The organism is Kushneria sp. EE4, assembly GCF_977968315.1.
This window is the reverse complement of the sequence record NZ_OZ386212.1, coordinates 2,152,457-2,177,152: the sequence shown is the minus strand read 5'-3', so window position 1 is coordinate 2,177,152 and position 24,696 is coordinate 2,152,457. Positions and strand designations below refer to the sequence as shown.

Here is a 24,696-nt window from a genome sequence, read left to right as displayed (position 1 = left end):
GATACGACCATTCCGGCGGTCACGATCTCGCTGGATACGATCGCCGGCGATGACGTCATCAACGCGGCGGAAGCGGCGCAGGATGTGACCATCACCGGTCGCGCCGGTGGTGATGCTGTGGCCGGTGATACGGTGACTGTCTCGGTCGGTGGCCAGAACTACTCAACGGTTGTGGGTCAGAACGGCGCGTTCAGCGTTGGAGTGCCGGGCAGCGCGCTGGCAACAGCTGGTGCGGGTTCGATCACTGCCTCTGTTTCGCACACCGATGCCGCCGGCAACATCGGCAGCGCCGAAACCTCTCGCGACTACGCCGTCGATACCACGCCGCCGGTGCTTGCGATCCAGCTCGACACTATCGCCGGTGACAATATCGTCAACGCCGATGAGGCCAACCAGACCATTCCGGTAACCGGTTCGGTCAGCGGCGAGTTCGCCGCAGGTGACATCGTCACCCTGACAGTAGGCGATCAGAACTACACCGGCGCGGTAAACGGTGACGGCACCTTCTCGATCAATGTGCCGGGCGGCCAGCTGGCACAGAGCGATTCGATTCGTGCTGACGTCAGTCACACCGACGCGGCGGGCAATACGGGCTCGGCGAATACTGCGGCGAGCTATAACGTTGATACTTCCATTCCCATTGTTACGATCTCGCTGAACACGATCGCCGGCGATGACGTCATCAATGTGGCGGAAGCGGCGCAGGCTGTGACCATCACCGGTCGTGCCGGTGGCGACGCCGCCCCCGGTGATACGGTCACCGTCTCGATCGCTGGCCAGAACTACACCACGGTGGTCGGTCAGAACGGCGCGTTCAGCGTTGCGGTACCGGGCTCGATTCTCGCAGCCGCTGGTGCCAGCAGTGTTTCGGCGTCGGTCAGTCACACGGACGCGGCCGGCAACATCGGCAGCGCCGAGACCGCCCGCGATTACGCGGTGGATACCACGCCGCCGGTGCTTACCATTCAGCTCGACACCATTGCCGGCGACAACATCGTCAACGCCGAGGAAGCCGGTCGCGATATCCCGGTGACCGGCACGATTTCTGGTGAATACGCTGTCGGCGACATCGTTACCCTTAAGTTAGGCCAACAGACGTACACCGGCCCGGTAAACGGTGACGGCACCTTCTCGATCAGCGTGCCCGGCAGCCAGCTGGCACAAAATGACGCGATCCGTGCCGAGGTCAGCCATACCGATGCGGCGGGCAATACCGGCTCGGCCAACATCGCGGCCAGCTACGCCGTTGATACCGATATTCCGGTCGTCACCATCAGCCTCGATACCATTGCCGGCGATGACGTCATCAACGCGGCCGAAGCCGCCGAGAATGTGACCATCACCGGTCGCGCCGGCGGTGACGCCGCGCTCGGTGATACGGTCACCGTCTCGATCAGTGGCCAGAACTACACCACGGTGGTCGGTCAGAACGGTGCGTTCAGTGTGGCCGTGCCGGGCTCGATTTTGGCTGCCGCTGGCGCCAACAGTGTCTCGGCGTCGGTCAGTCATACGGATGCCGCTGGCAATGTCGGAAGCGCCGAGACAGCTCGCGACTACGCGGTGGATACCACGCCGCCGGAACTTGCCATCCAGCTCGACACCATTGCCGGCGACAATATCGTCAACGCCGAGGAGTCCGGTCGCGATATCCCGGTGACCGGCACGGTTTCTGGTGAATACGCTGCCGGTGACCTAGTGACCCTGACGGTCGGTCAGCAGACGTATACCGGCGCAGTGAATGCCGACGGCAGCTTCTCAATCAACGTGCCGGGCAGTCAGCTGGCCTTGAGCGACTCGATCCGCGCTGAGGTCAGTCATACCGACGTGGCGGGCAATACCGGCAGCGCTAACACTGCTGCGAATTACGCGGTCGACACCGCTATCCCTGTGGTGACCATCAGCCTCGATACCATTGCTGGCGATGACGTCATCAACGCAGCGGAAGCCGCAGATGATGTGGCTATCACCGGTCGCGCCGGCGGCGACGCGGTGCCCGGCGATACTGTCACGGTCAGCGTGGGTAACCAGAGCTATACGGCGACCCTTGGTCAGAACGGTGCGTTCAGCGTTGCGGTACCGGGGTCGGTTTTGGCTGCTGCCGGTGCCAATAGTGTCGCGGCATCCGTAAGTCACACTGACGCTGCGGGGAATACTGGCAGCGCTGAAACTATCCGCGACTACGCGGTCGATACCACGCCGCCGGTTCTTGCCATCCAGCTCGACACCATTGCCGGCGACAATATCGTCAACGCCGATGAAGCCAACCAGACCATTCCGGTCACCGGTTCGGTCAGCGGCGAGTTCGCCGCAGGCGACATTGTTACGCTGACGGTGGGTCAGCAGACCTACACCGGTGCGGTAAATGCCGACGGCAGCTTCTCGATCAACGTGCCCGGCGCTCAGCTGGCGCAGAGTGATTCGATCCGCGCTGACGTCAGCCATACCGACGCAGCGGGCAATACCGGCTCGGCCAATACCGCAGTCAGCTACAGCGTCGACACAACCATTCCCATTGTGACGATCAGTCTCGATACCATCGCTGGCGATGACGTTATCAACGCCGCGGAAGCGGCGCAGGATGTCACCATCACCGGTCGTGCCGGCGGTGACGCCGCACCCGGTGATACCGTCACGGTCAACGTCGGCAATCAGAGCTATACGGCGACCGTCGGCCAGAACGGAGCGTTCAGCGTCGCTGTCCCGGGATCAGTATTGGCTTCGACTGGCGCCAACAGTGTCTCGGCTTCGGTCAGTCATACGGATGCCGCAGGAAATACCGGCAGTGCCGAGACCGCTCGCGACTACGCGGTCGATACCACGCCGCCGGTTCTTACCATTCAGCTCGACACCATTGCCGGCGACAACATCGTCAACGCCGAGGAGTCCGGTCGCGATATCCCGGTCACCGGCTCGGTTAGCGGTGAGTTTGCTGCGGGCAATACCGTCACTCTGACGATCGGTGATCAGAGCTACACCGGTGCAGTAAACGGCAACGGCACCTTCTCGATCAACGTGCCTGGCGCTCAATTGGCTGCCAACGAGGCAGTTCGTGCCGACGTCAGTCATACCGACGCGGCGGGTAATAGCGGCTCGGCCAACACCGCAGTGAGCTATGGTGTCGATACGACCATTCCGGCGGTCACGATCTCGCTGGACACGATCGCCGGCGATGACGTCATCAATGCCACAGAAGCGGCGCAGGATATCACCATTACCGGTCGTGCCGGTGGTGATGCCGCCCCCGGCGATACCGTCACGGTCAACGTCGGCAATCAGAGCTATACGGCGACCGTCGGTCAGAACGGCACGTTCAGCGTCGCGGTACCGGGCTCGATCCTGGCTGCCGCTGGGGCCGGCAGTGTTTCGGCATCCGTGGCCCATACCGATACCGCTGGTAATACCGGCAGCGCCGAGACCACTCGTGATTACGCAGTGGATACCACGCCGCCGGTTCTTTCGATCCAGCTCGACACCATCGCCGGCGACAATATCGTCAACGCCGACGAGGCCAACCAGACCATTCCTGTGACCGGTTCGGTCAGCGGTGAGTTCGCCGCGGGTGACCTCGTTACCCTGACGGTGGGTGAGCAGACCTACACCGGCGTGGTGAATGCCGACGGCAGCTTCTCGATCAACGTGCCCGGGAGTCAGCTGACCCGGAATGATGCGATCCGCGCTGACGTCAGCCACACCGATGCCGCGGGCAATGTGGGTTCGGCCAATACCGCCGTCAATTATTCGGTCAGCACCGATCTGCCCGTTGTCACGATCTCGCTGGATACCATCGCGGGTGACGACGTCATTAACGCTGCGGAAGCCGCGCAGGATGTGGCTATCAGCGGTCGTGCCGGTGGTGACGCCGCGCCCGGGGATACGGTCACCGTCGCGGTGGGTGGGCAGAACTACTCAACGGTTGTGGGTCAGAACGGCGCTTTCAGTGTGGCCGTGCCAGGCTCGATTCTCGCTGCTGCCGGTGCCAACAGTGTCTCTGCCTCGGTCAGCCACATGGATGCCGCCGGCAACGTTGGCAGTGCCGAGACCAGCCGCGCCTACGCGGTCGATACCACGCCGCCGGTGCTCTCGATCACGCTTGACACCATTGCCGGCGACAACATCGTCAACGCCGAGGAAGCGGGTCGCGATATTCCGGTGACCGGTTCGGTCAGTGGCGAATTTGCGGCAGGCGACACTGTGACCCTGACGGTGGGTGAGCAGACGTACACCGGTGCTGTAAGTGCCGACGGTACCTTCTCGATCAGCGTGCCCGGCGCTCAGCTGGCACAGAGTGATTCGATTCTTGCTGACGTCAGCCACACCGACGCGGCGGGCAACACCGGCTCGGCGAACACCGCGGCCAGCTACGCGGTTGATACCGACATTCCGGTTGTCACCATCAGCCTCGATACGATCGCCGGTGATGACGTCATCAATGCCGCGGAAGCCGCAGATGATGTGACCATCACCGGTCGCGCCGGCGGTGATGCGGTGCCCGGCGACACTGTCACGGTCAGCGTGGGTAACCAGAGCTATACGGCGACCGTTGGTCAGAACGGCACGTTCAGCGTCGCCGTTCCTGGTAGTGCGCTGGCTGCGGCTGGCGCCAACAGTGTCTCGGCGTCGGTCAGTCACACGGACGCGGTCGGCAACACCGGCAACACCGGCAGCGCCGAGACCGCCCGCGACTACGCGGTCGACACCACACCGCCGGCGCTTGCGATCACGCTGGATACCATTGCCGGCGACAACATCGTCAACGCCGAGGAGTCCGGTCGCGATATCCCGGTGACCGGCACGGTTTCTGGTGAATACGATGCCGGTGACCTCGTCACTCTGACGGTGGGTGAGCAGAGCTACACCGGCGCGGTGAATGCCGATGGTACTTTCAGCATTAACGTTCCCGGCGCTCAGCTGGCCTCGAGCGATTCGATCCGTGCCGAGGTCAGCCACACCGATGCCGCGGGCAACGTGGGCTCGGCGAACACAGCGGCAAGCTACGCCGTTGATACCGACATTCCGGTCGTCACCATCAGCCTCGATACTATCGCCGGCGATGACGTCATCAACGCCGCGGAAGCCGCGCAGGATGTGACCATCACCGGCCGTGCCGGGGGCGATGCCGTGCCCGGTGACAGCGTCACCGTCTCGGTCGGCGGTCAGAGCTACTCAACGACCGTCGGCCAGAACGGCGCGTTCAGCGTCGCCGTCCCGGGCTCGTTGCTGGCTGTGACTGGTGCCAACAGTGTCTCGGCGTCAGTCAGTCATACGGATGTGGCCGGCAACGTCGGCAGTGCCGAGACCGCTCGCGACTACGCCGTCGACACCACTCCGCCGGCGCTGGCCATCCAGCTTGATACCATTGCTGGCGACAACATCGTCAATGCCGAGGAAGCAAACCAGACCATTTCGGTGACGGGTTCGGTCAGCGGCGAGTTCGCCGTAGGCGACATTGTTACGCTGACGGTGGGTCAGCAGAGCTACACCGGCGCCGTCAACGCCGACGGCACCTTCTCGATCAACGTGCCCGGCAGCCAGCTGGCCTCGAGCGATTCGATTCGTGCCGAGGTCAGTCACACGGACGCGGCCGGTAATACTGGCTCGGCCAACACCGCAGTGAGCTACGGTGTCGATACGACCATTCCGGCGGTCACGATCTCGCTGGATACGATCGCCGGCGATGACGTCATCAACGCGGCGGAAGCGGCGCAGGATGTGACCATCACCGGTCGCGCCGGTGGTGATGCTGTGGCCGGTGATACGGTGACTGTCTCGGTCGGTGGCCAGAACTACTCAACGGTTGTGGGTCAGAACGGCGCTTTCAGTGTGGCCGTGCCAGGCTCGATTCTCGCTGCTGCCGGTGCCAACAGTGTCTCTGCCTCGGTCAGCCACATGGATGCCGCCGGCAACGTTGGCAGTGCCGAGACCAGCCGCGCCTACGCGGTCGATACCACGCCGCCGGTGCTCTCGATCACGCTTGACACCATTGCCGGCGACAACATCGTCAACGCCGAGGAAGCGGGTCGCGATATTCCGGTGACCGGTTCGGTCAGTGGCGAATTTGCGGCAGGCGACACTGTGACCCTGACGGTGGGTGAGCAGACGTACACCGGTGCTGTAAGTGCCGACGGTACCTTCTCGATCAGCGTGCCCGGCGCTCAGCTGGCACAGAGTGATTCGATTCTTGCTGACGTCAGCCACACCGACGCGGCGGGCAACACCGGCTCGGCGAACACCGCGGCCAGCTACGCGGTTGATACCGACATTCCGGTTGTCACCATCAGCCTCGATACGATCGCCGGTGATGACGTCATCAATGCCGCGGAAGCCGCAGATGATGTGACCATCACCGGTCGCGCCGGCGGTGATGCGGTGCCCGGCGACACTGTCACGGTCAGCGTGGGTAACCAGAGCTATACGGCGACCGTTGGTCAGAACGGCACGTTCAGCGTCGCCGTTCCTGGTAGTGCGCTGGCTGCGGCTGGCGCCAACAGTGTCTCGGCGTCGGTCAGTCACACGGACGCGGTCGGCAACACCGGCAACACCGGCAGCGCCGAGACCGCCCGCGACTACGCGGTCGACACCACACCGCCGGCGCTTGCGATCACGCTGGATACCATTGCCGGCGACAACATCGTCAACGCCGAGGAGTCCGGTCGCGATATCCCGGTGACCGGCACGGTTTCTGGTGAATACGATGCCGGTGACCTCGTCACTCTGACGGTGGGTGAGCAGAGCTACACCGGCGCGGTGAATGCCGATGGTACTTTCAGCATTAACGTTCCCGGCGCTCAGCTGGCCTCGAGCGATTCGATCCGTGCCGAGGTCAGCCACACCGATGCCGCGGGCAACGTGGGCTCGGCGAACACAGCGGCAAGCTACGCCGTTGATACCGACATTCCGGTCGTCACCATCAGCCTCGATACTATCGCCGGCGATGACGTCATCAACGCCGCGGAAGCCGCGCAGGATGTGACCATCACCGGCCGTGCCGGGGGCGATGCCGTGCCCGGTGACAGCGTCACCGTCTCGGTCGGCGGTCAGAGCTACTCAACGACCGTCGGCCAGAACGGCGCGTTCAGCGTCGCCGTCCCGGGCTCGTTGCTGGCTGTGACTGGTGCCAACAGTGTCTCGGCGTCAGTCAGTCATACGGATGTGGCCGGCAACGTCGGCAGTGCCGAGACCGCTCGCGACTACGCCGTCGACACCACTCCGCCGGCGCTGGCCATCCAGCTTGATACCATTGCTGGCGACAACATCGTCAATGCCGAGGAAGCAAACCAGACCATTTCGGTGACGGGTTCGGTCAGCGGCGAGTTCGCCGTAGGCGACATTGTTACGCTGACGGTGGGTCAGCAGAGCTACACCGGCGCCGTCAACGCCGACGGCACCTTCTCGATCAACGTGCCCGGCAGCCAGCTGGCCTCGAGCGATTCGATTCGTGCCGAGGTCAGTCACACGGACGCGGCCGGTAATACTGGCTCGGCCAACACCGCAGTGAGCTACGGTGTCGATACGACCATTCCGGCGGTCACGATCTCGCTGGATACGATCGCCGGCGATGACGTCATCAACGCGGCGGAAGCGGCGCAGGATGTGACCATCACCGGTCGCGCCGGTGGTGATGCTGTGGCCGGTGATACGGTGACTGTCTCGGTCGGTGGCCAGAACTACTCAACGGTTGTGGGTCAGAACGGCGCTTTCAGTGTGGCCGTGCCAGGCTCGATTCTCGCTGCTGCCGGTGCCAACAGTGTCTCTGCCTCGGTCAGCCACATGGATGCCGCCGGCAACGTTGGCAGTGCCGAGACCAGCCGCGCCTACGCGGTCGATACCACGCCGCCGGCGCTGGCCATTCAGCTCGATACCATCGCCGGCGACAACATCGTCAACGCCGAGGAAGCGGGTCGCGATATTCCGGTGACCGGTTCGGTCACGGGCGAGTTTGCCGCGGGTGATCTCGTTATCCTGACGGTGGGTGAGCAGACGTACACCGGTGCTGTAAGTGCCGACGGCACCTTCTCGATCAGCGTGCCGGGCAGCCAGTTGGCCCAGAATGATGCGATCCGCGCCGAGGTTGGTCACACCGACGCGGCGGGCAACGTGGGTTCGGCTAATACGGCGGCGAGCTATTCAGTCGACACAACTATCCCTGCTGTCACCATCAGTCTCGATACCATCGGTGGCGATGACATCATCAACGCGGCGGAAGCCGCACAGGATTTGACCATCACCGGTCGCGCCGGTGGCGACGCCGCCCCCGGCGATACCATCACGGTCAGCGTGGGTAACCAGAGCTATACGGCCACCGTCGGTCAGAACGGCACGTTCAGCGTCGCGGTACCGGGCTCGATCCTCGCTGCTGCCGGTGCCAACAGTGTCTCGGCGTCGGTCAGTCACACGGACGCGGCCGGCAACATCGGCAGCGCCGAGACCGCCCGCGATTACGCGGTCGATACCACGCCGCCGGTTCTTGCAATCCAGCTCGACACCATTGCCGGCGACAACATCGTCAATGCTGAAGAGGCCGGTCGCGATATTCCGGTGACCGGCACGATTTCTGGTGAATACGCTGTCGGCGACATCGTTACCCTTAAGTTAGGCCAACAGACGTACACCGGCCCGGTAAACGGTGACGGCACCTTCTCGATCAGCGTGCCCGGCAGCCAGCTGGCACAAAATGACGCGATCCGTGCCGAGGTCAGCCATACCGATGCGGCGGGCAATACCGGCTCGGCCAACATCGCGGCCAGCTACGCCGTTGATACCGATATTCCGGTCGTCACCATCAGCCTCGATACCATTGCCGGCGATGACGTCATCAACGCGGCCGAAGCCGCCGAGAATGTGACCATCACCGGTCGCGCCGGCGGTGACGCCGCGCTCGGTGATACGGTCACCGTCTCGATCAGTGGCCAGAACTACACCACGGTGGTCGGTCAGAACGGTGCGTTCAGTGTGGCCGTGCCGGGCTCGATTTTGGCTGCCGCTGGCGCCAACAGTGTCTCGGCGTCGGTCAGTCATACGGATGCCGCTGGCAATGTCGGAAGCGCCGAGACAGCTCGCGACTACGCGGTGGATACCACGCCGCCGGAACTTGCCATCCAGCTCGACACCATTGCCGGCGACAATATCGTCAACGCCGAGGAGTCCGGTCGCGATATCCCGGTGACCGGCACGGTTTCTGGTGAATACGCTGCCGGTGACCTAGTGACCCTGACGGTCGGTCAGCAGACGTATACCGGCGCAGTGAATGCCGACGGCAGCTTCTCAATCAACGTGCCGGGCAGTCAGCTGGCCTTGAGCGACTCGATCCGCGCTGAGGTCAGTCATACCGACGTGGCGGGCAATACCGGCAGCGCTAACACTGCTGCGAATTACGCGGTCGACACCGCTATCCCTGTGGTGACCATCAGCCTCGATACCATTGCTGGCGATGACGTCATCAACGCAGCGGAAGCCGCAGATGATGTGGCTATCACCGGTCGCGCCGGCGGCGACGCGGTGCCCGGCGATACTGTCACGGTCAGCGTGGGTAACCAGAGCTATACGGCGACCCTTGGTCAGAACGGTGCGTTCAGCGTTGCGGTACCGGGGTCGGTTTTGGCTGCTGCCGGTGCCAATAGTGTCGCGGCATCCGTAAGTCACACTGACGCTGCGGGGAATACTGGCAGCGCTGAAACTATCCGCGACTACGCGGTCGATACCACGCCGCCGGTTCTTGCCATCCAGCTCGACACCATTGCCGGCGACAATATCGTCAACGCCGATGAAGCCAACCAGACCATTCCGGTCACCGGTTCGGTCAGCGGCGAGTTTGCCGCGGGTGACCTCGTCACCCTGACGGTGGGCGAGCAGACGTACACCGGCTCGGTAAACGGTGATGGCACCTTCTCGATCAATGTGCCCGGCGCTCAGCTGGCGCAGAGCGATTCGATTCGTGCCGACGTTAGTCATACCGACGCGGCGGGCAATACCGGCTCGGCCAATACCGCAGTCAGCTACAGCGTAGACACAACCATTCCCATTGTGACGATCAGTCTCGATACCATCGCCGGTGATGACGTCATCAACGCGGCGGAAGCCGCAGATGATGTGGCTATCACCGGTCGCGCCGGCGGTGATGCGGTGCCCGGCGACACTGTCACGGTCAGCGTGGGTAACCAGAGCTATACGGCGACCGTTGGTCAGAACGGCACGTTCAGCGTCGCCGTGCCGGGTAGCGTGCTGGCAACCGCTGGCGCCGGCTCGATCAATGCTGTCGTTTCGCACACCGATGCCGCCGGCAATATCGGCAGCGCCGAGACCACGCGTGATTACGCGGTGGATACCACTCCGCCGGTCCTTTCTATCCAGCTCGACACCATCGCCGGCGACAACATCGTTAACGCCGACGAGGCAAACCAGACCATCCCGGTAACGGGCTCCGTCAGCGGCGAGTTTGTCGCCGGCGACATCGTCACCCTGGCGGTAGGTGAGCAGGCGTATACCGGTGCGGTCAATGCCGACGGCACCTTCTCGATCAATGTGCCCGGCGCTCAGCTGGCGCAGAGCGATTCGATCCGCGCTGAGGTCAGTCATACCGATGCGGCGGGCAATACCGGCAGCGCGAACACTGCTGTGAATTACGCGGTCGACACCGCTATCCCTGTGGTGACCATCAGTCTAAATACCATCGCGGACGATGACGTCATCAACGCGGCGGAAGCGGCGCAGGATGTGACCATCACCGGTCGCGCCGGTGGTGATGCTGTGGCCGGTGATACGGTCACCGTCGCGGTGGGTGGGCAGAACTACACCACGGTCGTGGGTCAGAACGGCGCGTTCAGCGTTGCGGTGCCGGGCAGCGTGCTGGCAAATGCCGGTGCGGGTTCGATCAGTGCCGCCGTTTCACACACCGATGCGGCCGGTAACATCGGCAGTGCCGAGATCAGCCGTGACTACGCTGTCGATACCACGCCGCCGGTTCTTGCGATCACGCTCGATACCATCGCCGGCGACAACATCGTCAACGCCGATGAGGCCAACCAGACCATTCCGGTAACCGGTTCGGTAAGCGGCGAGTTCGCCGCAGGTGACATCGTCACCCTGACAGTAGGCGATCAGAACTACACCGGCGCGGTAAACGGTAACGGCACCTTCTCGATCAATGTGCCGGGCGGCCAGCTGGCACAGAGCGATTCGATTCGTGCTGACGTCAGTTACACCGACGCGGCGGGCAATACGGGCTCGGCGAATACTGCGGCGAGCTATAACGTTGATACTTCCATTCCCATTGTGACGATCTCGCTGGACACGATCGCCGGCGATGACGTTATCAACGCGGCGGAAGCGGCGCAGGCTGTGACCATCACCGGTCGTGCCGGTGGTGACGCCGCGCCCGGGGATACGGTCACCGTCGCGGTGGGTGGGCAGAACTACACCACGGTCGTGGGTCAGAACGGTGTGTTCAGCGTCGCTGTGCCGGGCTCGGTGCTGGCAGCCGCTGGTGCCAGCAGTGTGTCGGCCTCCGTTTCGCACACCGATGCCGCCGGCAACATCGGCAGCGCCGAAACCTCTCGTGACTATGCCGTCGATACCACGCCGCCAGAGCTGACTATTCAGCTCGACACCACTGCCGGCGACAACATTGTCAACGCCGAGGAAGCGAACCAGACCATCCCGGTGACGGGTTCGGTCAGCGGCGAGTTCGCCGTAGGCGACATTGTTACGCTGACGGTGGGTGAGCAGACCTACACCGGCGCGGTGAATGCCGACGGCACCTTCTCGATCAGCGTGCCGGGCAGTCAACTGGCCCAGAATGATGCGATCCGCGCTGACGTCAGCCATACCGACGCGGCGGGCAACACCGGTAGCGCGAACACTGCCGCGAATTACGCGGTCGACACCAACATCCCTGTGGTGACCATCAGCCTCAATACCATCGCCGGCGATGACGTCATCAACGCCGCGGAAGCGGCGCAGGATGTGACCATCACCGGTCGCGCCGGTGGCGACGCCGCCCCCGGTGATACCGTCACGGTCAACGTCGGCAATCAGAGCTATACGGCGACCGTCGGTCAGAACGGCACGTTCAGTGTGGCCGTGCCGGGCTCGATTCTCGCTGCTGCCGGTGCCAACAGTGTCTCGGCGTCGGTCAGTCACACGGACTTTGCAGGGAATACTGGCAGCGCCGAGACAGCTCGCGACTACGCCGTCGATACCACGCCGCCGGTCCTTTCCATTCAGCTCGACACCATTGCCGGCGACAACATCGTCAATGCTGAAGAAGCCAACCAGACCATCCCGGTAACGGGCTCCGTCAGCGGTGAGTTCGCCGCGGGCGACCTTGTCACCCTGACGGTGGTTGAGCAGACCTACACCGGCGCGGTGAATGCCGACGGCACCTTCTCGATCAGCGTGCCGGGCAGTCAACTGGCCCAGAATGATGCGATCCGCGCTGACGTCAGCCATACCGACGCGGCGGGCAACACCGGTAGCGCGAACACTGCCGCGAATTACGCGGTCGACACCAACATCCCTGTGGTGACCATCAGCCTCGATACCATCGCCGGCGATGACGTCATCAACGCCGCGGAAGCGGCGCAGGATGTGGCCATTACCGGTCGTGCCGGTGGCGATGCCGTTTCCGGCGATACCGTCACGGTCAGCGTGGGTAACCAGAGCTATACGACCACTGTCGGTCAGAACAGCGCGTTCAGCGTTGCAGTGCCGGGCTCGATTCTCGCTGCTGCCGGTGCCAGCAGTGTGTCGGCCTCCGTTTCGCACACCGACGCGGCCGGTAACACCGGCAGTGCCGAGACCAGCCGCGACTACGCCGTCGACACCACGCCGCCGGCGCTTGCGATCACGCTGGATACCATTGCCGGCGACAACATCGTCAATGCCGATGAAGCCAACCAGACTATCCCGGTCACCGGTTCGGTCAGCGGCGAGTTCGCCGCAGGCGACCTTGTCACCCTGACGGTGGGGCAGCAGAGCTACGCCGGTGCGGTGAATGCCGATGGCAGCTTCTCGATCAACGTGCCCGGTCGCCAGTTGGCCTCGAGCGATTCGATCCGCGCTGAGGTCAGTCATACCGACGCGGCGGGCAATACCGGCAGCGCGAACACTGCTGCGAATTACGCGGTCGACACCGCTATCCCTGTGGTGACCATCAGTCTAAATACCATCGCGGACGATGACGTCATCAACGCGGCGGAAGCGGCGCAGGATGTCACCATCACCGGTCGTGCCGGTGGGGATGCTGCACCCGGTGATGTCGTCACGGTCAGCGTGAGTAACCAGAGCTATACGGCTACCGTCGGTCAGAACGGTGCGTTCAGCGTCGCTGTACCGGGCTCGATCCTGGCTGCCGCTGGCGCCAACAGTGTCTCGGCCTCGGTGAGCCATACCGATGCCGCCGGGAACACCGGCAGTGCCGAAACCTCTCGCGACTACGCCGTCGATACCACGTCGCCGGTGCTTTCGATCACGCTGGATACCACCGCTGGCGACAACATCGTCAACGCCGAGGAGTCCGGTCGCGATATCCCGGTGACCGGCAAGGTTTCTGGTGAATACGCTGTCGGCGACATCGTTACCCTTACGGTAGGCCAACAGACGTACACCGGTGCCGTGAACGCCGACGGTACTTTCAGCATTAACGTGCCCGGCGTTCAGCTGGCACAGAGTGATTCGATTCTTGCTGACGTCAGCCACACCGACGCGGCGGGCAACACCGGCTCGGCGAACACCGCGGTCAGCTACGCCGTTGATACCGACATTCCGGTCGTCACCATTAGTCTCGACACGATCGCCGGTGATGACGTCATCAACGCCGCGGAAGCGGCGCAGGATGTTGCCATCACCGGTCGTGCCGGTGGTGATGCGGTAGCCGGTGACACTATCACTGTCGTAGTGGGTGGTCAGAGCTACACCGCAAGCGTCGGTCAGAACGGCGCGTTTAGTGTCGCGGTGCCAGGGTCGGTTTTGGCTGCTGTCGGTGCCGGCAGTGTCTCGGCATCGGTCAGTCACACGGACGCGGCCGGCAACATCGGCAGCGCCGAGACCGCCCGCGATTACGCAGTGGATACCACGCCGCCGTTGCTTACCATTCAGCTTGACACTATCGCTGGCGACAACATCGTCAATGCCGATGAGGCCAGTCAGACCATTCCGGTAACCGGTTCGGTAAGCGGCGAGTTTGCCGCGGGTGACCTCGTTACCCTGACGGTGGGTCAGCAGACGTATACCGGTGCGGTAAACGCTGACGGCACCTTCTCGATCAACGTGCCCGGCGGTCAGCTGGTCCAGAGTGATTCGATCCGCGCTGATGTCAGCCACACCGGCGCGGCGGGTAATACCGGTTCGGCCAATACGGCGGCGAATTACGCGGTCGATACCTCTATTCCTGTTGTCACCATCAGCCTCGATACCATCGCCGGCGATGACATCATCAACGCCGCGGAAGCCGCACAGAATGTGGCCATCACCGGTCGTGCCGGTGGTGATGCCGCGCCTGGTGATACGGTCACCGTCTCGATCGGTGGCCAGAACTACTCCACGGTGGTGGGTCAGAACGGCGCGTTCAGCGTCGCCGTGCCGGGCTCGATCCTCGCTGCTGCTGGTGCCAACAGTGTCTCGGCGTCGGTCGGTCACACGGATGCTGCGGGGAATACTGGCAGCGCCGAGACCGCTCGCGGCTATGCGGTCGATACCACGCCGCCGGTTCTTGCAATCCAGCTCGACACCATTGCCGGCGACAACATCGTCAATGCTGAAGAGGCCGGTCGCGATATTCCTGTGACCGGTTCGGTGACAGGCGAGTTTGCCGCGGGCGATATCGTCACCCTGGCGGTGGGTCAGCAGACGTATACCGGTGCGGTAAACGGTGACGGCACCTTCTCGATCAACGTGCCCGGCAGCCAGCTGGCCTCGAGCGATTCAATCCGTGCCGAGGTCAGTCACACGGACGCGGCCGGTAATGTGGGTTCGGCGAACACTGCGGTCAGCTACGACGTTGATACCGACATACCGGTCGTCACCATCAGTCTCGATACCATTGCCGGCGATGACGTCATCAACGCCGCGGAAGCCGCACAGGATGTGACTCTCACTGGTCGCGCCGGTGGCGACGCCGCACCCGGTGATACGGTGACTGTCTCGGTCGGTGGCCAGAACTACTCAACGGTTGTGGGTCAGAACGGCGCGTTCAGTGTCGCCGTGCCGGGCTCAATCTTGGCTGCTGCCGGTGCCAACAGCGTCTCGGCGTCGGTCAGTCACACGGATGCCGCCGGCAACACCGGCAGTGCCGAGACCAGTCGCGACTATGCGGTGGATACCACTCCGCCGGTCCTTTCTATCCAGCTCGACACCATCGCCGGCGACAACATCGTTAACGCCGACGAGGCAAACCAGACCATCCCGGTAACGGGCTCCGTCAGCGGCGAGTTTGTCGCCGGCGACATCGTCACCCTGGCGGTAGGTGAGCAGACGTATACCGGTGCGGTCAATGCCGACGGCACCTTCTCGATCAGCGTGCCTGGCGCGCAGCTTGCTGCAAACGACTCTATACAAGCCGATGTCAGCCATACCGACGCAGCGGGCAATACCGGCAGCGCGAATGCTGCCGCGAATTACGCGGTCGATACCGACATCCCGATGGTGACCATCAGCCTCGATATCATCGCCGGCGATGACGTCATCAACGCCGCGGAAGCCGCGCAGGATGTGACCATCACCGGCCGTGCCGGGGGCGATGCCGTGCCCGGTGACAGCGTCACCGTCTCGGTCGGCGGTCAGAGCTACTCAACGACCGTCGGTCAGAACGGTGCGTTTATTGTGGCCGTGCCGGGCTCGATCCTGGCTGCTACCAGTGCCAATAGTGTCTCGGCATCTGTAAGTCACACTGACGCTGCGGGGAATGCTGGCAGCGCCGAGACCGCTCGCGGCTACGCGGTGGATACCACTCCACCTGTTCTTTCAATCGCGCTGAATACCATTGCCGGCGACAATATCGTCAACGCCGACGAGGCCAACCACACCATTCCGGTGACCGGTTCGGTCACCGGCGAGTTCGCCGCAGGCGACATTGTCACCCTGACGGTGGGTGAGCAGACTTACACCGGTGCGGTTAATGCTGACGGCACCTTTTTGATCAACGTGCCCGGCAGCCAGTTGGCCTCGAGCGATTCGATCCGCGTCGGGGTCAGCCACACCGACGCGGCGGGCAACACCGGCTCGGCGAACACCGCGGTCAGCTACGACGTTGATACTGACATACCGGTCGTCACCATCAGTCTCGATACCATTGCCGGCGATGACGTCATCAACGCTGCGGAAGCCGCAGATGATGTGGCTATCACCGGTCGTGCCGGTGGCGATGCTGCACCCGGCGATACCGTCACGGTCAGCGTGGGTAACCAGAGCTATACGACCACTGTCGGTCAGAACGGCGCGTTTAGTGTCGCGGTGCCAGGGTCGGTTTTGGCTGCTGTCGGTGCCAACAGCGTCTCGGCGTCGGTCAGTCACACTGACATCGCAGGAAATACCGGCAGTGCCGAGACGGCTCGCGACTACGCCGTCGATACGACGCCGCCAGAGCTGACTATTCAGCTCGACACCATTGCCGGCGACAACATCGTCAACGCCGATGAGGCCGGTCGCGATATCCCGGTGACCGGCACGGTTTCTGGCGAATACGATGCCGGTGACCTCGTCACTCTGACGGTGGGTGAGCAGACGTACACCGGTGCTGTAAGTGCCGACGGCACCTTCTCGATCAGCGTGCCGGGCAGTCAGCTGGCGCAGAGTGATTCGATCCGTGCTGGCGTCAGCCACACCGACGCAGCCGGTAACGTGGGCTCGGCGAACACCGCGGCCAGTTACGCCGTTGATACCGATATTCCGGTCGTCACCATCAGTCTCGATACCATCGCTGGCGATGACGTCATCAACGCCGCGGAAGCCGCAGAGGATGTGACCATCATCGGTCGTGCCGGCGGCGATGCCGTGGCCGGTGATACCGTCACCGTCTCGATTGGCGGCCAAGCCTACACTGCAACCGTCGGTCAGAATGGTGCGTTCAGCGTCGCTGTCCCGGGATCAGCATTGGCTTCGACTGGCGCCAACAGTGTCTCGGCTTCGGTCAATCATACCGATGCCGCTGGCAACGTCGGCAGTGCCGAGACCGCCCGCGATTACGCCGTCGATACCACGCCGCCGGTTCTTGCAATCCAGCTCGACACCATTGCCGGCGACAACATCGTCAATGCTGAAGAGGCCGGTCGCGATATTCCGGTGACCGGTTCGGTGACAGGCGAGTTTGCCGCGGGTGACCTCGTCACCCTGACGGTCGGCGAGCAGACGTACACCGGCGCGGTAAACGGTGACGGCACCTTCTCGATTAACGTGCCCGGTGCTCAGCTGGCGCAGAATAATTCGATTAGCCTGGAAGTTAGCCATACCGATACGGCGGGCAATGTGGGCTCGGCGAACACCGCGGCCAGCTACGCGGTTGATACCGATATTCCGGTCGTCACCATCAGCCTCGATACTATCGCCGGCGATGACGTCATTAACGCCGCGGAAGCGGCGCAGGATGTGGCCATTACCGGTCGTGCCGGTGGCGACGCCGCCCCCGGTGATACCGTCACGGTCAACGTCGGCAATCAGAGCTATACGGCGACCGTCGGTCAGAACGGTACGTTCAGCGTCGCGGTACCGGGGTCGATTCTGGCAGCCAACGCTACTTCGATCAGCGCTTCGGTCAGTCACGTTGATGCCGCTGGTAACGTCGGCAGCGCCGAGACCTCTCGCGATTATGCGGTGGATACCACGCCGCCAGTCCTGTCGATCACGCTGGATACCATTGCTGGCGACAACATCGTCAATGCCGAGGAAGCCGGTCGCGATATTTCGGTGACCGGCGCGGTTTCTGGTGAATACGCTGCCGGTGACATCGTTACCCTGACGGTCGGTGATCAGAGCTACACCGGTGCGGTGAATGCTGATGGCACCTTCTCGATCAACGTGCCCGGCAGCCAGCTGGCGCAGAGCGACTCAATCCGTGCTGACGTCAGCCATACCGACGCGGCGGGCAATACCGGCTCGGCGAACACTGCCGCGAATTACGCGGTCGATACCACTATTCCCATTGTCACCATCAGCCTGGATACCATTGCCGGCGATGACGTGATCAACGCTGCTGAAGCCGCAGAGGATGTGACCATCACCGGCCGCGCCGGCGGCGATGCCGTGCTTGGTGACACGGTGACCATCTCGATCGGGGGGCAGAACTACGCCACGGTCGTGGGTCAGAGCGGCGCGTTCAGTGTCGCGGTGCCGGGCTCGATTCTCGCTGCTGCCGGTGCCAACAGTGTCTCTGCCTCGGTCAGCCACATGGATGCCGCCGGCAATGTTGGCAGTGCCGAGACCACTCGTGATTACGCGGTAGATACCACGCCGCCGGTTCTTTTGATCCAGCTCGACACCATCGCCGGCGACAACATCGTTAACGCCGATGAAGCCAACCAGGCCATTCCGGTGGCCGGCACGGTTTCTGGTGAATACGCTGCCGGTGATCTCGTTACCCTGACAATCGGCGAGCAGAACTACACCGGTGAGGTGAGTGCCGACGGCACCTTCTCGATCAACGTGCCCGGCGCTCAGCTGGCGCAGAGCGATTCAATTCGTGCCGAGGTCAGTCACACGGACGCGGCCGGTAATACTGGCTCGGCCAACACCGCAGTGAGCTACGGTGTCGATACGACCATTCCGGCGGTCACGATCTCGCTGGATACGATCGCCGGCGATGACGTCATCAACGCGGCGGAAGCGGCGCAGGATGTGACCATCACCGGTCGCGCCGGTGGCGACGCCGCCCTCGGTGATACCGTCACGGTCAACGTCGGCAATCAGAGCTATACGGCGACCGTCGGTCAGAACGGTACGTTCAGCGTCGCGGTACTGGGCTCGATCCTCGCTGCTGCCGGTGCCAATAGCGTTTCGGCATCCGTGACCCATACCGATGCCGCCGGCAATGTTGGCAGTGCCGAGACCACTCGTGATTACGCGGTAGATACCACGCCGCCGGTTCTTTCGATCCAGCTCGACACCATCGCCGGCGACAACATCGTTAACGCCGATGAAGCCAACCAGACTATTCCGGTGACCGGTTCGGTGACCGGCGAGTTTGCCGCGGGTGACCTCGTCACCCTGACGGTAAGTCAGCAGACATATACCGGTGCGGTAAACGCTGACGGCACCTTCTCGATCAACGTGCCCGGGAGTCAGCTGGCCTTGAGCGACTCGATTCGCGCCGAGGTCAGTCACACCGACGCGGCGGGTAATACCGGTTCGGCCAATACGGCGGCGAATTACGCGGTCGATACCTCTATTCCTGTTGTCACTATCAGCCTCGATACCATCGCCGGCGATGACATCATCAACGCCGCGGAAGCCGCACAGAATGTGGCCATCACCGGTCGCGCCGGCGGTGACGCTGCACCCGGCGATACGGTGACCGTCTCGATCGGTGGCCAGAACTACTCAACGGTTGTGGGTCAGAACGGCGCGTTCAGCGTTGGAGTGCCGGGCAGCGCGCTGGCAACAGCTGGTGCGGGTTCGATCACTGCTGTCGTTTCGCACACCGATGCCGCCGGCAACATCGGCAGCGCCGAAACCTCTCGCGACTACGCCGTCGATACCACGCCGCCGGTGCTCTCGATCACGCTCGACACCATTGCCGGCGACAACATCGTCAACGCCGACGAGGCCAGTCAGACCATTCCGGTAACTGGATCGGTTACGGGCGAGTTTGCCGCGGGTGACCTCGTCACCCTGACGGTAGGTCAGCAGACGTATACCGGTGCGGTAAACGCTGACGGCAGCTTCTCGATCAACGTGCCCGGCGCTCAGCTGGCGCAGAGCGATTCGATTCGTGCTGACGTCAGTCACACCGACGCAGCGGGCAACACCGGGTCGGCGAACACCGCGGTCAGCTATTCAGTCGACACAACTATCCCTGCTGTCACCATCAGTCTCGATACCATCGCGGGCGATGACGTCATCAACGCTGCGGAAGCGGCGCAGGATGTGACCATCACCGGTCGTGCCGGTGGTGATGCCGCGCCTGGTGATACGGTCACTGTCTCGGTCGGCGGTCAGAACTACTCAACAGTTTTGGGTCAGAACGGTACGTTCAGCGTTGCAGTCCCCGGTAGCGTGTTGACCAATGCAGGCGTCGACAGGATCAGCGCCTCCGTCTCGCACGCTGATGCCGCGGGTAATGTCGGCAATGCCACGACCTCGCGCGATTACCGGATAGATGTCCTGCCACCGGATGCACAGGCCGATACGGGGAATACGCAGCAGAGCGTCACGCTAAGCGTTGATGCCGCTCGTGGCGTGCTCGCCAACGATACCGATCGTGACAGTGATGATAAGACGCTTCGCGTGGTGGCCATCAATGGCGAAACCGGTGGCGTCGGGCAGGTGGTGACAGGCTCCAACGGTGGTCAGTTCGTGTTGGCAGCTGATGGCAGCTATCAGTTCCGGCCGGGCAGTGCCTTTGACTATCTGCCGGATGGCCAGACAGCGACCACGCAGGTCAGCTACACAGTCAGCGATGATCAGGGCAACGCCAGTACCGCAACGCTGACGGTCACGGTCAAAGGCGTCAACGATGCGCCGATAGCGGTTGCCGATATAGCCATTACGGGTGAAAAGACCCCCCTGGTGGTCAGCGCGGCCGATGGCGTGCTGGCCAATGATCGCGATGTCGACAGCGGTGACACGCTGCGTGTTACCCAGGTCAACGGCAGTACGTCGGGCCTGGGCAGCGCTGTGGCAGGCAGCCATGGTGGCGTTTTTGTGCTCAATGGCGATGGCAGCTATAGCTTCAACCCGGGGTCGGATTTCAACCGACTGGCAGTCGGTCAGACCGCGACCAGCACCGTCAGCTACACCGTCAGCGACAACCATGGTGCCAGTGCAACCACCACGCTTACGGTGACCATTACTGGTGCCAATGACGCCCCGGTCGCGCGCCCCGATACCGGCACCACCGACGAAGATACCCGTCTGGTCGTCAATGCCGCCAACGGTGTACTGGCCAACGACACCGATGTTGATGCCGGTACCATACTGAATGTGGCAGCCGTCAATGGGCTTGGCACAGGCGTCGGGGCTGCCGTGGCCGGTAACGGCGGCGGCACCTTCGTGATCAATAATGATGGCAGCTACAGCTTTGACCCGGGGCAGGCTTTCCAGAGTCTGACCGAGGGGGCAAGCAAGACCTCCTCGGTGCAATATACCGTCAGCGACGGCCAGGGCGGTACGGCTATCAGCACGCTGACGGTGACCATTACCGGTGCCGTGGACCGGCCGATCATCAACGTGGTCGAGCATTCGCTAACGGCGATCGAGACCGGCGCGCTCGCCAATAGTCTGGGGCTGGAAGTCACCTTTTATCAGCAGGTCGCCAACACCACGGCGTGGAACACGGCGGCGAGTCTGCCCACGCTCATGGCGGACAGAACGCCGACCACACAGGGCACCGTCAGCGGCGGCATCAACTACACCGTCGGCGCCGGTGATGCCTATAGCGTCAAGGGGGTAATGTACCTGGAGGCGGGGCACAGCTACCGCTTTACCGGCAACTCTGACGACACGTTGCTGTTCACGGTGGGTGATCAGACGCTGCTGGGTAAAAACTTCAACTCATGGGGCACCTACAACACTGCCACCATCACGCCCACAGTCAGCGGCTACTATCCGGTCGGGGTCTACATGACCAACTATACCGGGGCCGGTAATCTTGCCATGACGGTCTCTGTGGATGGTGGCGCGGCCAAAACGCTTAACAACACCAATTTCGCGCTTTTCCCCAGTATTGGCGCGGTTTCAAACGCTACATTGCCCTTTACGCCGCAGCAGACCGACAGCAGCGGCTATCGCTACTACGCAGTGAAGGAAGATCAGGGCGTCACCGGCACCCGCATCGAGCTTGGAACACCCACGGCAGCCCTGACGGACACGATCGGGCCGGCAGAAACGCTGAAGCTGAGCATTGCCAATCTGCCGGCAGGGTCAGTGCTGAGTGATGCCGCCGGTAACAGTGTCGCGATTACCAGTGCGACACAGCAGGTGTCATTGATCGGCTGGTCGCTGGATACCCTGCGTCTGATGCCGCCGGCCGGCTACACCGGCACCATTGCGACGCTCTACACCGCAACGGCAGTGGGCGTTAATGGCGGTACGGCGAGTACCACCGTGACACAGAACGTGCTGGTCTTCCCGGCGTCGAGCCCAACCGGTGCGGTGACAGAAGATACGGGCAGTACGCTGACCAGCAGCAACACCCTCGTGGTACTGGATGGCGCCAATCAGCCGGTGGCCTTTCAGGCCGGTGTTGGTGCGCCGATAGGCAGCACGCTGGGTTCTCTGGCCATTGATGCCAGCGGCAAATGGACCTACAGCGTGGATAACGCAAGGGTACAGTCGCTCGGCGCTGGTGCCACGAAGGTGGAGACCTTCACGGTCACTGCTGCCGACGGTTCAAAACAGACGATCTCCGTCACTATCACGGGCGTTAATGACGCCCCGGTGGCGATGGCCGACCACGCCTATGTCAGCGGCCAGGGCGAGCAGAAGGTTGTCTATCTCTCGACCCACACCGGGGTACTGGAAACCTGGAATCTGACAACGGGCAGCCAGACCAGCCTCACCATGACCAACAGCAGTGGCGGTGCCGCGCCGGTATTCGGTGATATCGCCCAGAGCACTACGCCAGGAAGGCTTTACGGCATCAACTTCTCTACAGCTTCCAATGCCACGGCGCTCTATAGCATCAATGTCAGTACTGGCGTTGCGACGTCGCTGGGTACGCTGGCCGGTACGACGGCCCTCAATGCGCTGACAATGATGCCCAGCGGACAGCTGCTGGCAGCCAATGCCAACAACGGCGCACTTTATCAGATCAACCCGGTGACGCTTGCCGTTACACAGCTCGCCACCGTCAACTACAACTCGGGCGGCGATTTAAAGTATGTCGGTGGCCATCTTTATGGTTCCGACCAGACCGGTCGTGTCTATGAAATCGCCATCAACGCTGACGGCACGATCAGGACAACCAGTGGTAGCGCGACGACAAAGCTGGTAGCGACCATGCCACACCCGGTCTATGGGCTGGGCGAGGATGCCAATGGCAACCTGTTGATCATTACCACTGACAACAAGGCCACCCCCATGAACGTGGATACCCTGACGCTGGGGGCGCCGACCGCGCTGACGGCTCTGGGCAGTGGGGTGTTGTATGGTACGGCGGGCAATGTTGGGTTGAGTACCGAAGGAACGCCGACGGCGACGGGTAATGTGCTGGCCAATGACAGTGATGTCGATATCGGTGACAAGCTGGTCGTGACCGGCGTGAGCAACAGCATTGCCGGAAGCATGGCCGCCGTGACGGTCGGCAGCAACGTGATCATTCATGGGGTCTACGGCACGCTGACGCTGTCCGCCGACGGCAGCTACGCCTACACGCTTGATCCCGGGCGGCCTACCAGCCGTAGTCTGCTGGGCGGAAAAACGGCCGATGACACCTTCAGCTACACCATTAGCGACGGCAAGGGCGGTACCGCCACGGCAACGCTTGCCGTGCATGTCACGGGCAGTACGCATAATTACGCGCCAACGGCGTCAAACTTCACCGTGGCACTGACTGCTACCAGCATCACCAATGATGTGGTGTACATCGACTTCCCGCGGCTGGGCAATTTCCACGATGTGGAAAGCGGCACAAAGCTGGGCGTGGTGATTACCTCGATGCCCGTCAACGGCGTGCTCTATTCAGGCGCCACGGCAATTACGGCCAGTGATGTGCTAACCGGCAAGGTGTTTGACCCCACCACGCTGACCTATAACCCGGCCGATCAGAAAAACTCGCTGTTGGGTACAGGCCTGTTGGCTTCGGGGGATGCTGGACCCAAAGCGGACGGCTTCACCTTCGCTACGGTCGACGGCAATGGGCAGCACAGTGAAAACCACATGGTTACGCTCAGCAATAGTACGGGCAGTGGCACCTCTATCAACGTGACCTCTGCCACCAACGGTACGGCCGGAGCGGACATGATGCTGGGCACGATCGGCGGCGACCTTCTCACCGGCGGTGACGGCAACGACATCCTGTTCGGCTATGGCGGTGATGACACGCTGCGCGGCGGTGCGGGCAATGACCGTCTTTATGGCGGTGCCGGCAACGATCGTCTTGAAGGCGGGCTCGGCAACGACTGGCTGGTAGGTGGCACCGGCAACGACATCCTGACCGGCGGGGAGGGCAGTGACACCTTTGCCTGGATGCGCGGTGATCAGGGCACAAGCGCCAGCCCCGCCATCGACCGGGTCACCGATTTTACCCGCGGCAGCGGGGGCGATGTTCTCGATCTGTCGGACCTGCTCGATCTCGGCGGCAGCGGCAGCAATGCCCGGGATGCCAGTCTGGCCTCGCAGTATCTGCACTTCGTCAAGGGGGAGAGCGGCGGGGCGCCGGGCACATCGGCCAGTGGCAGCTCGACGCTCGAGATCAAGACCGAGGGTCCCGGGGGCGGCGTGACCCAGAAGATCGTCTTCAGCGGGGTGGATATGACCACGCTGGGCAATTCCGACACGGAGATCATCAAGGCGCTGCTGGACAACGGCAATCTCAAGACCAACCTGGATGGCTAG

At 62.8% G+C, this 24,696-nt stretch carries 1 protein-coding gene (running past one end of the window); it reads left to right on the top strand.

Annotation, left to right across the window (positions count from 1 at the left end; genetic code table 11):
- A protein-coding gene (locus ACXMYO_RS09895; RefSeq protein ID WP_457808591.1) for an Ig-like domain-containing protein crosses the window boundary here: on the top strand, positions 1-24,696 show its 3' portion. The gene continues 2,742 nt to the left of window position 1, outside the view; only the last 24,696 of its 27,438 coding nucleotides appear in the window; its start codon lies off the left edge, out of view; it ends in the stop codon at positions 24,694-24,696.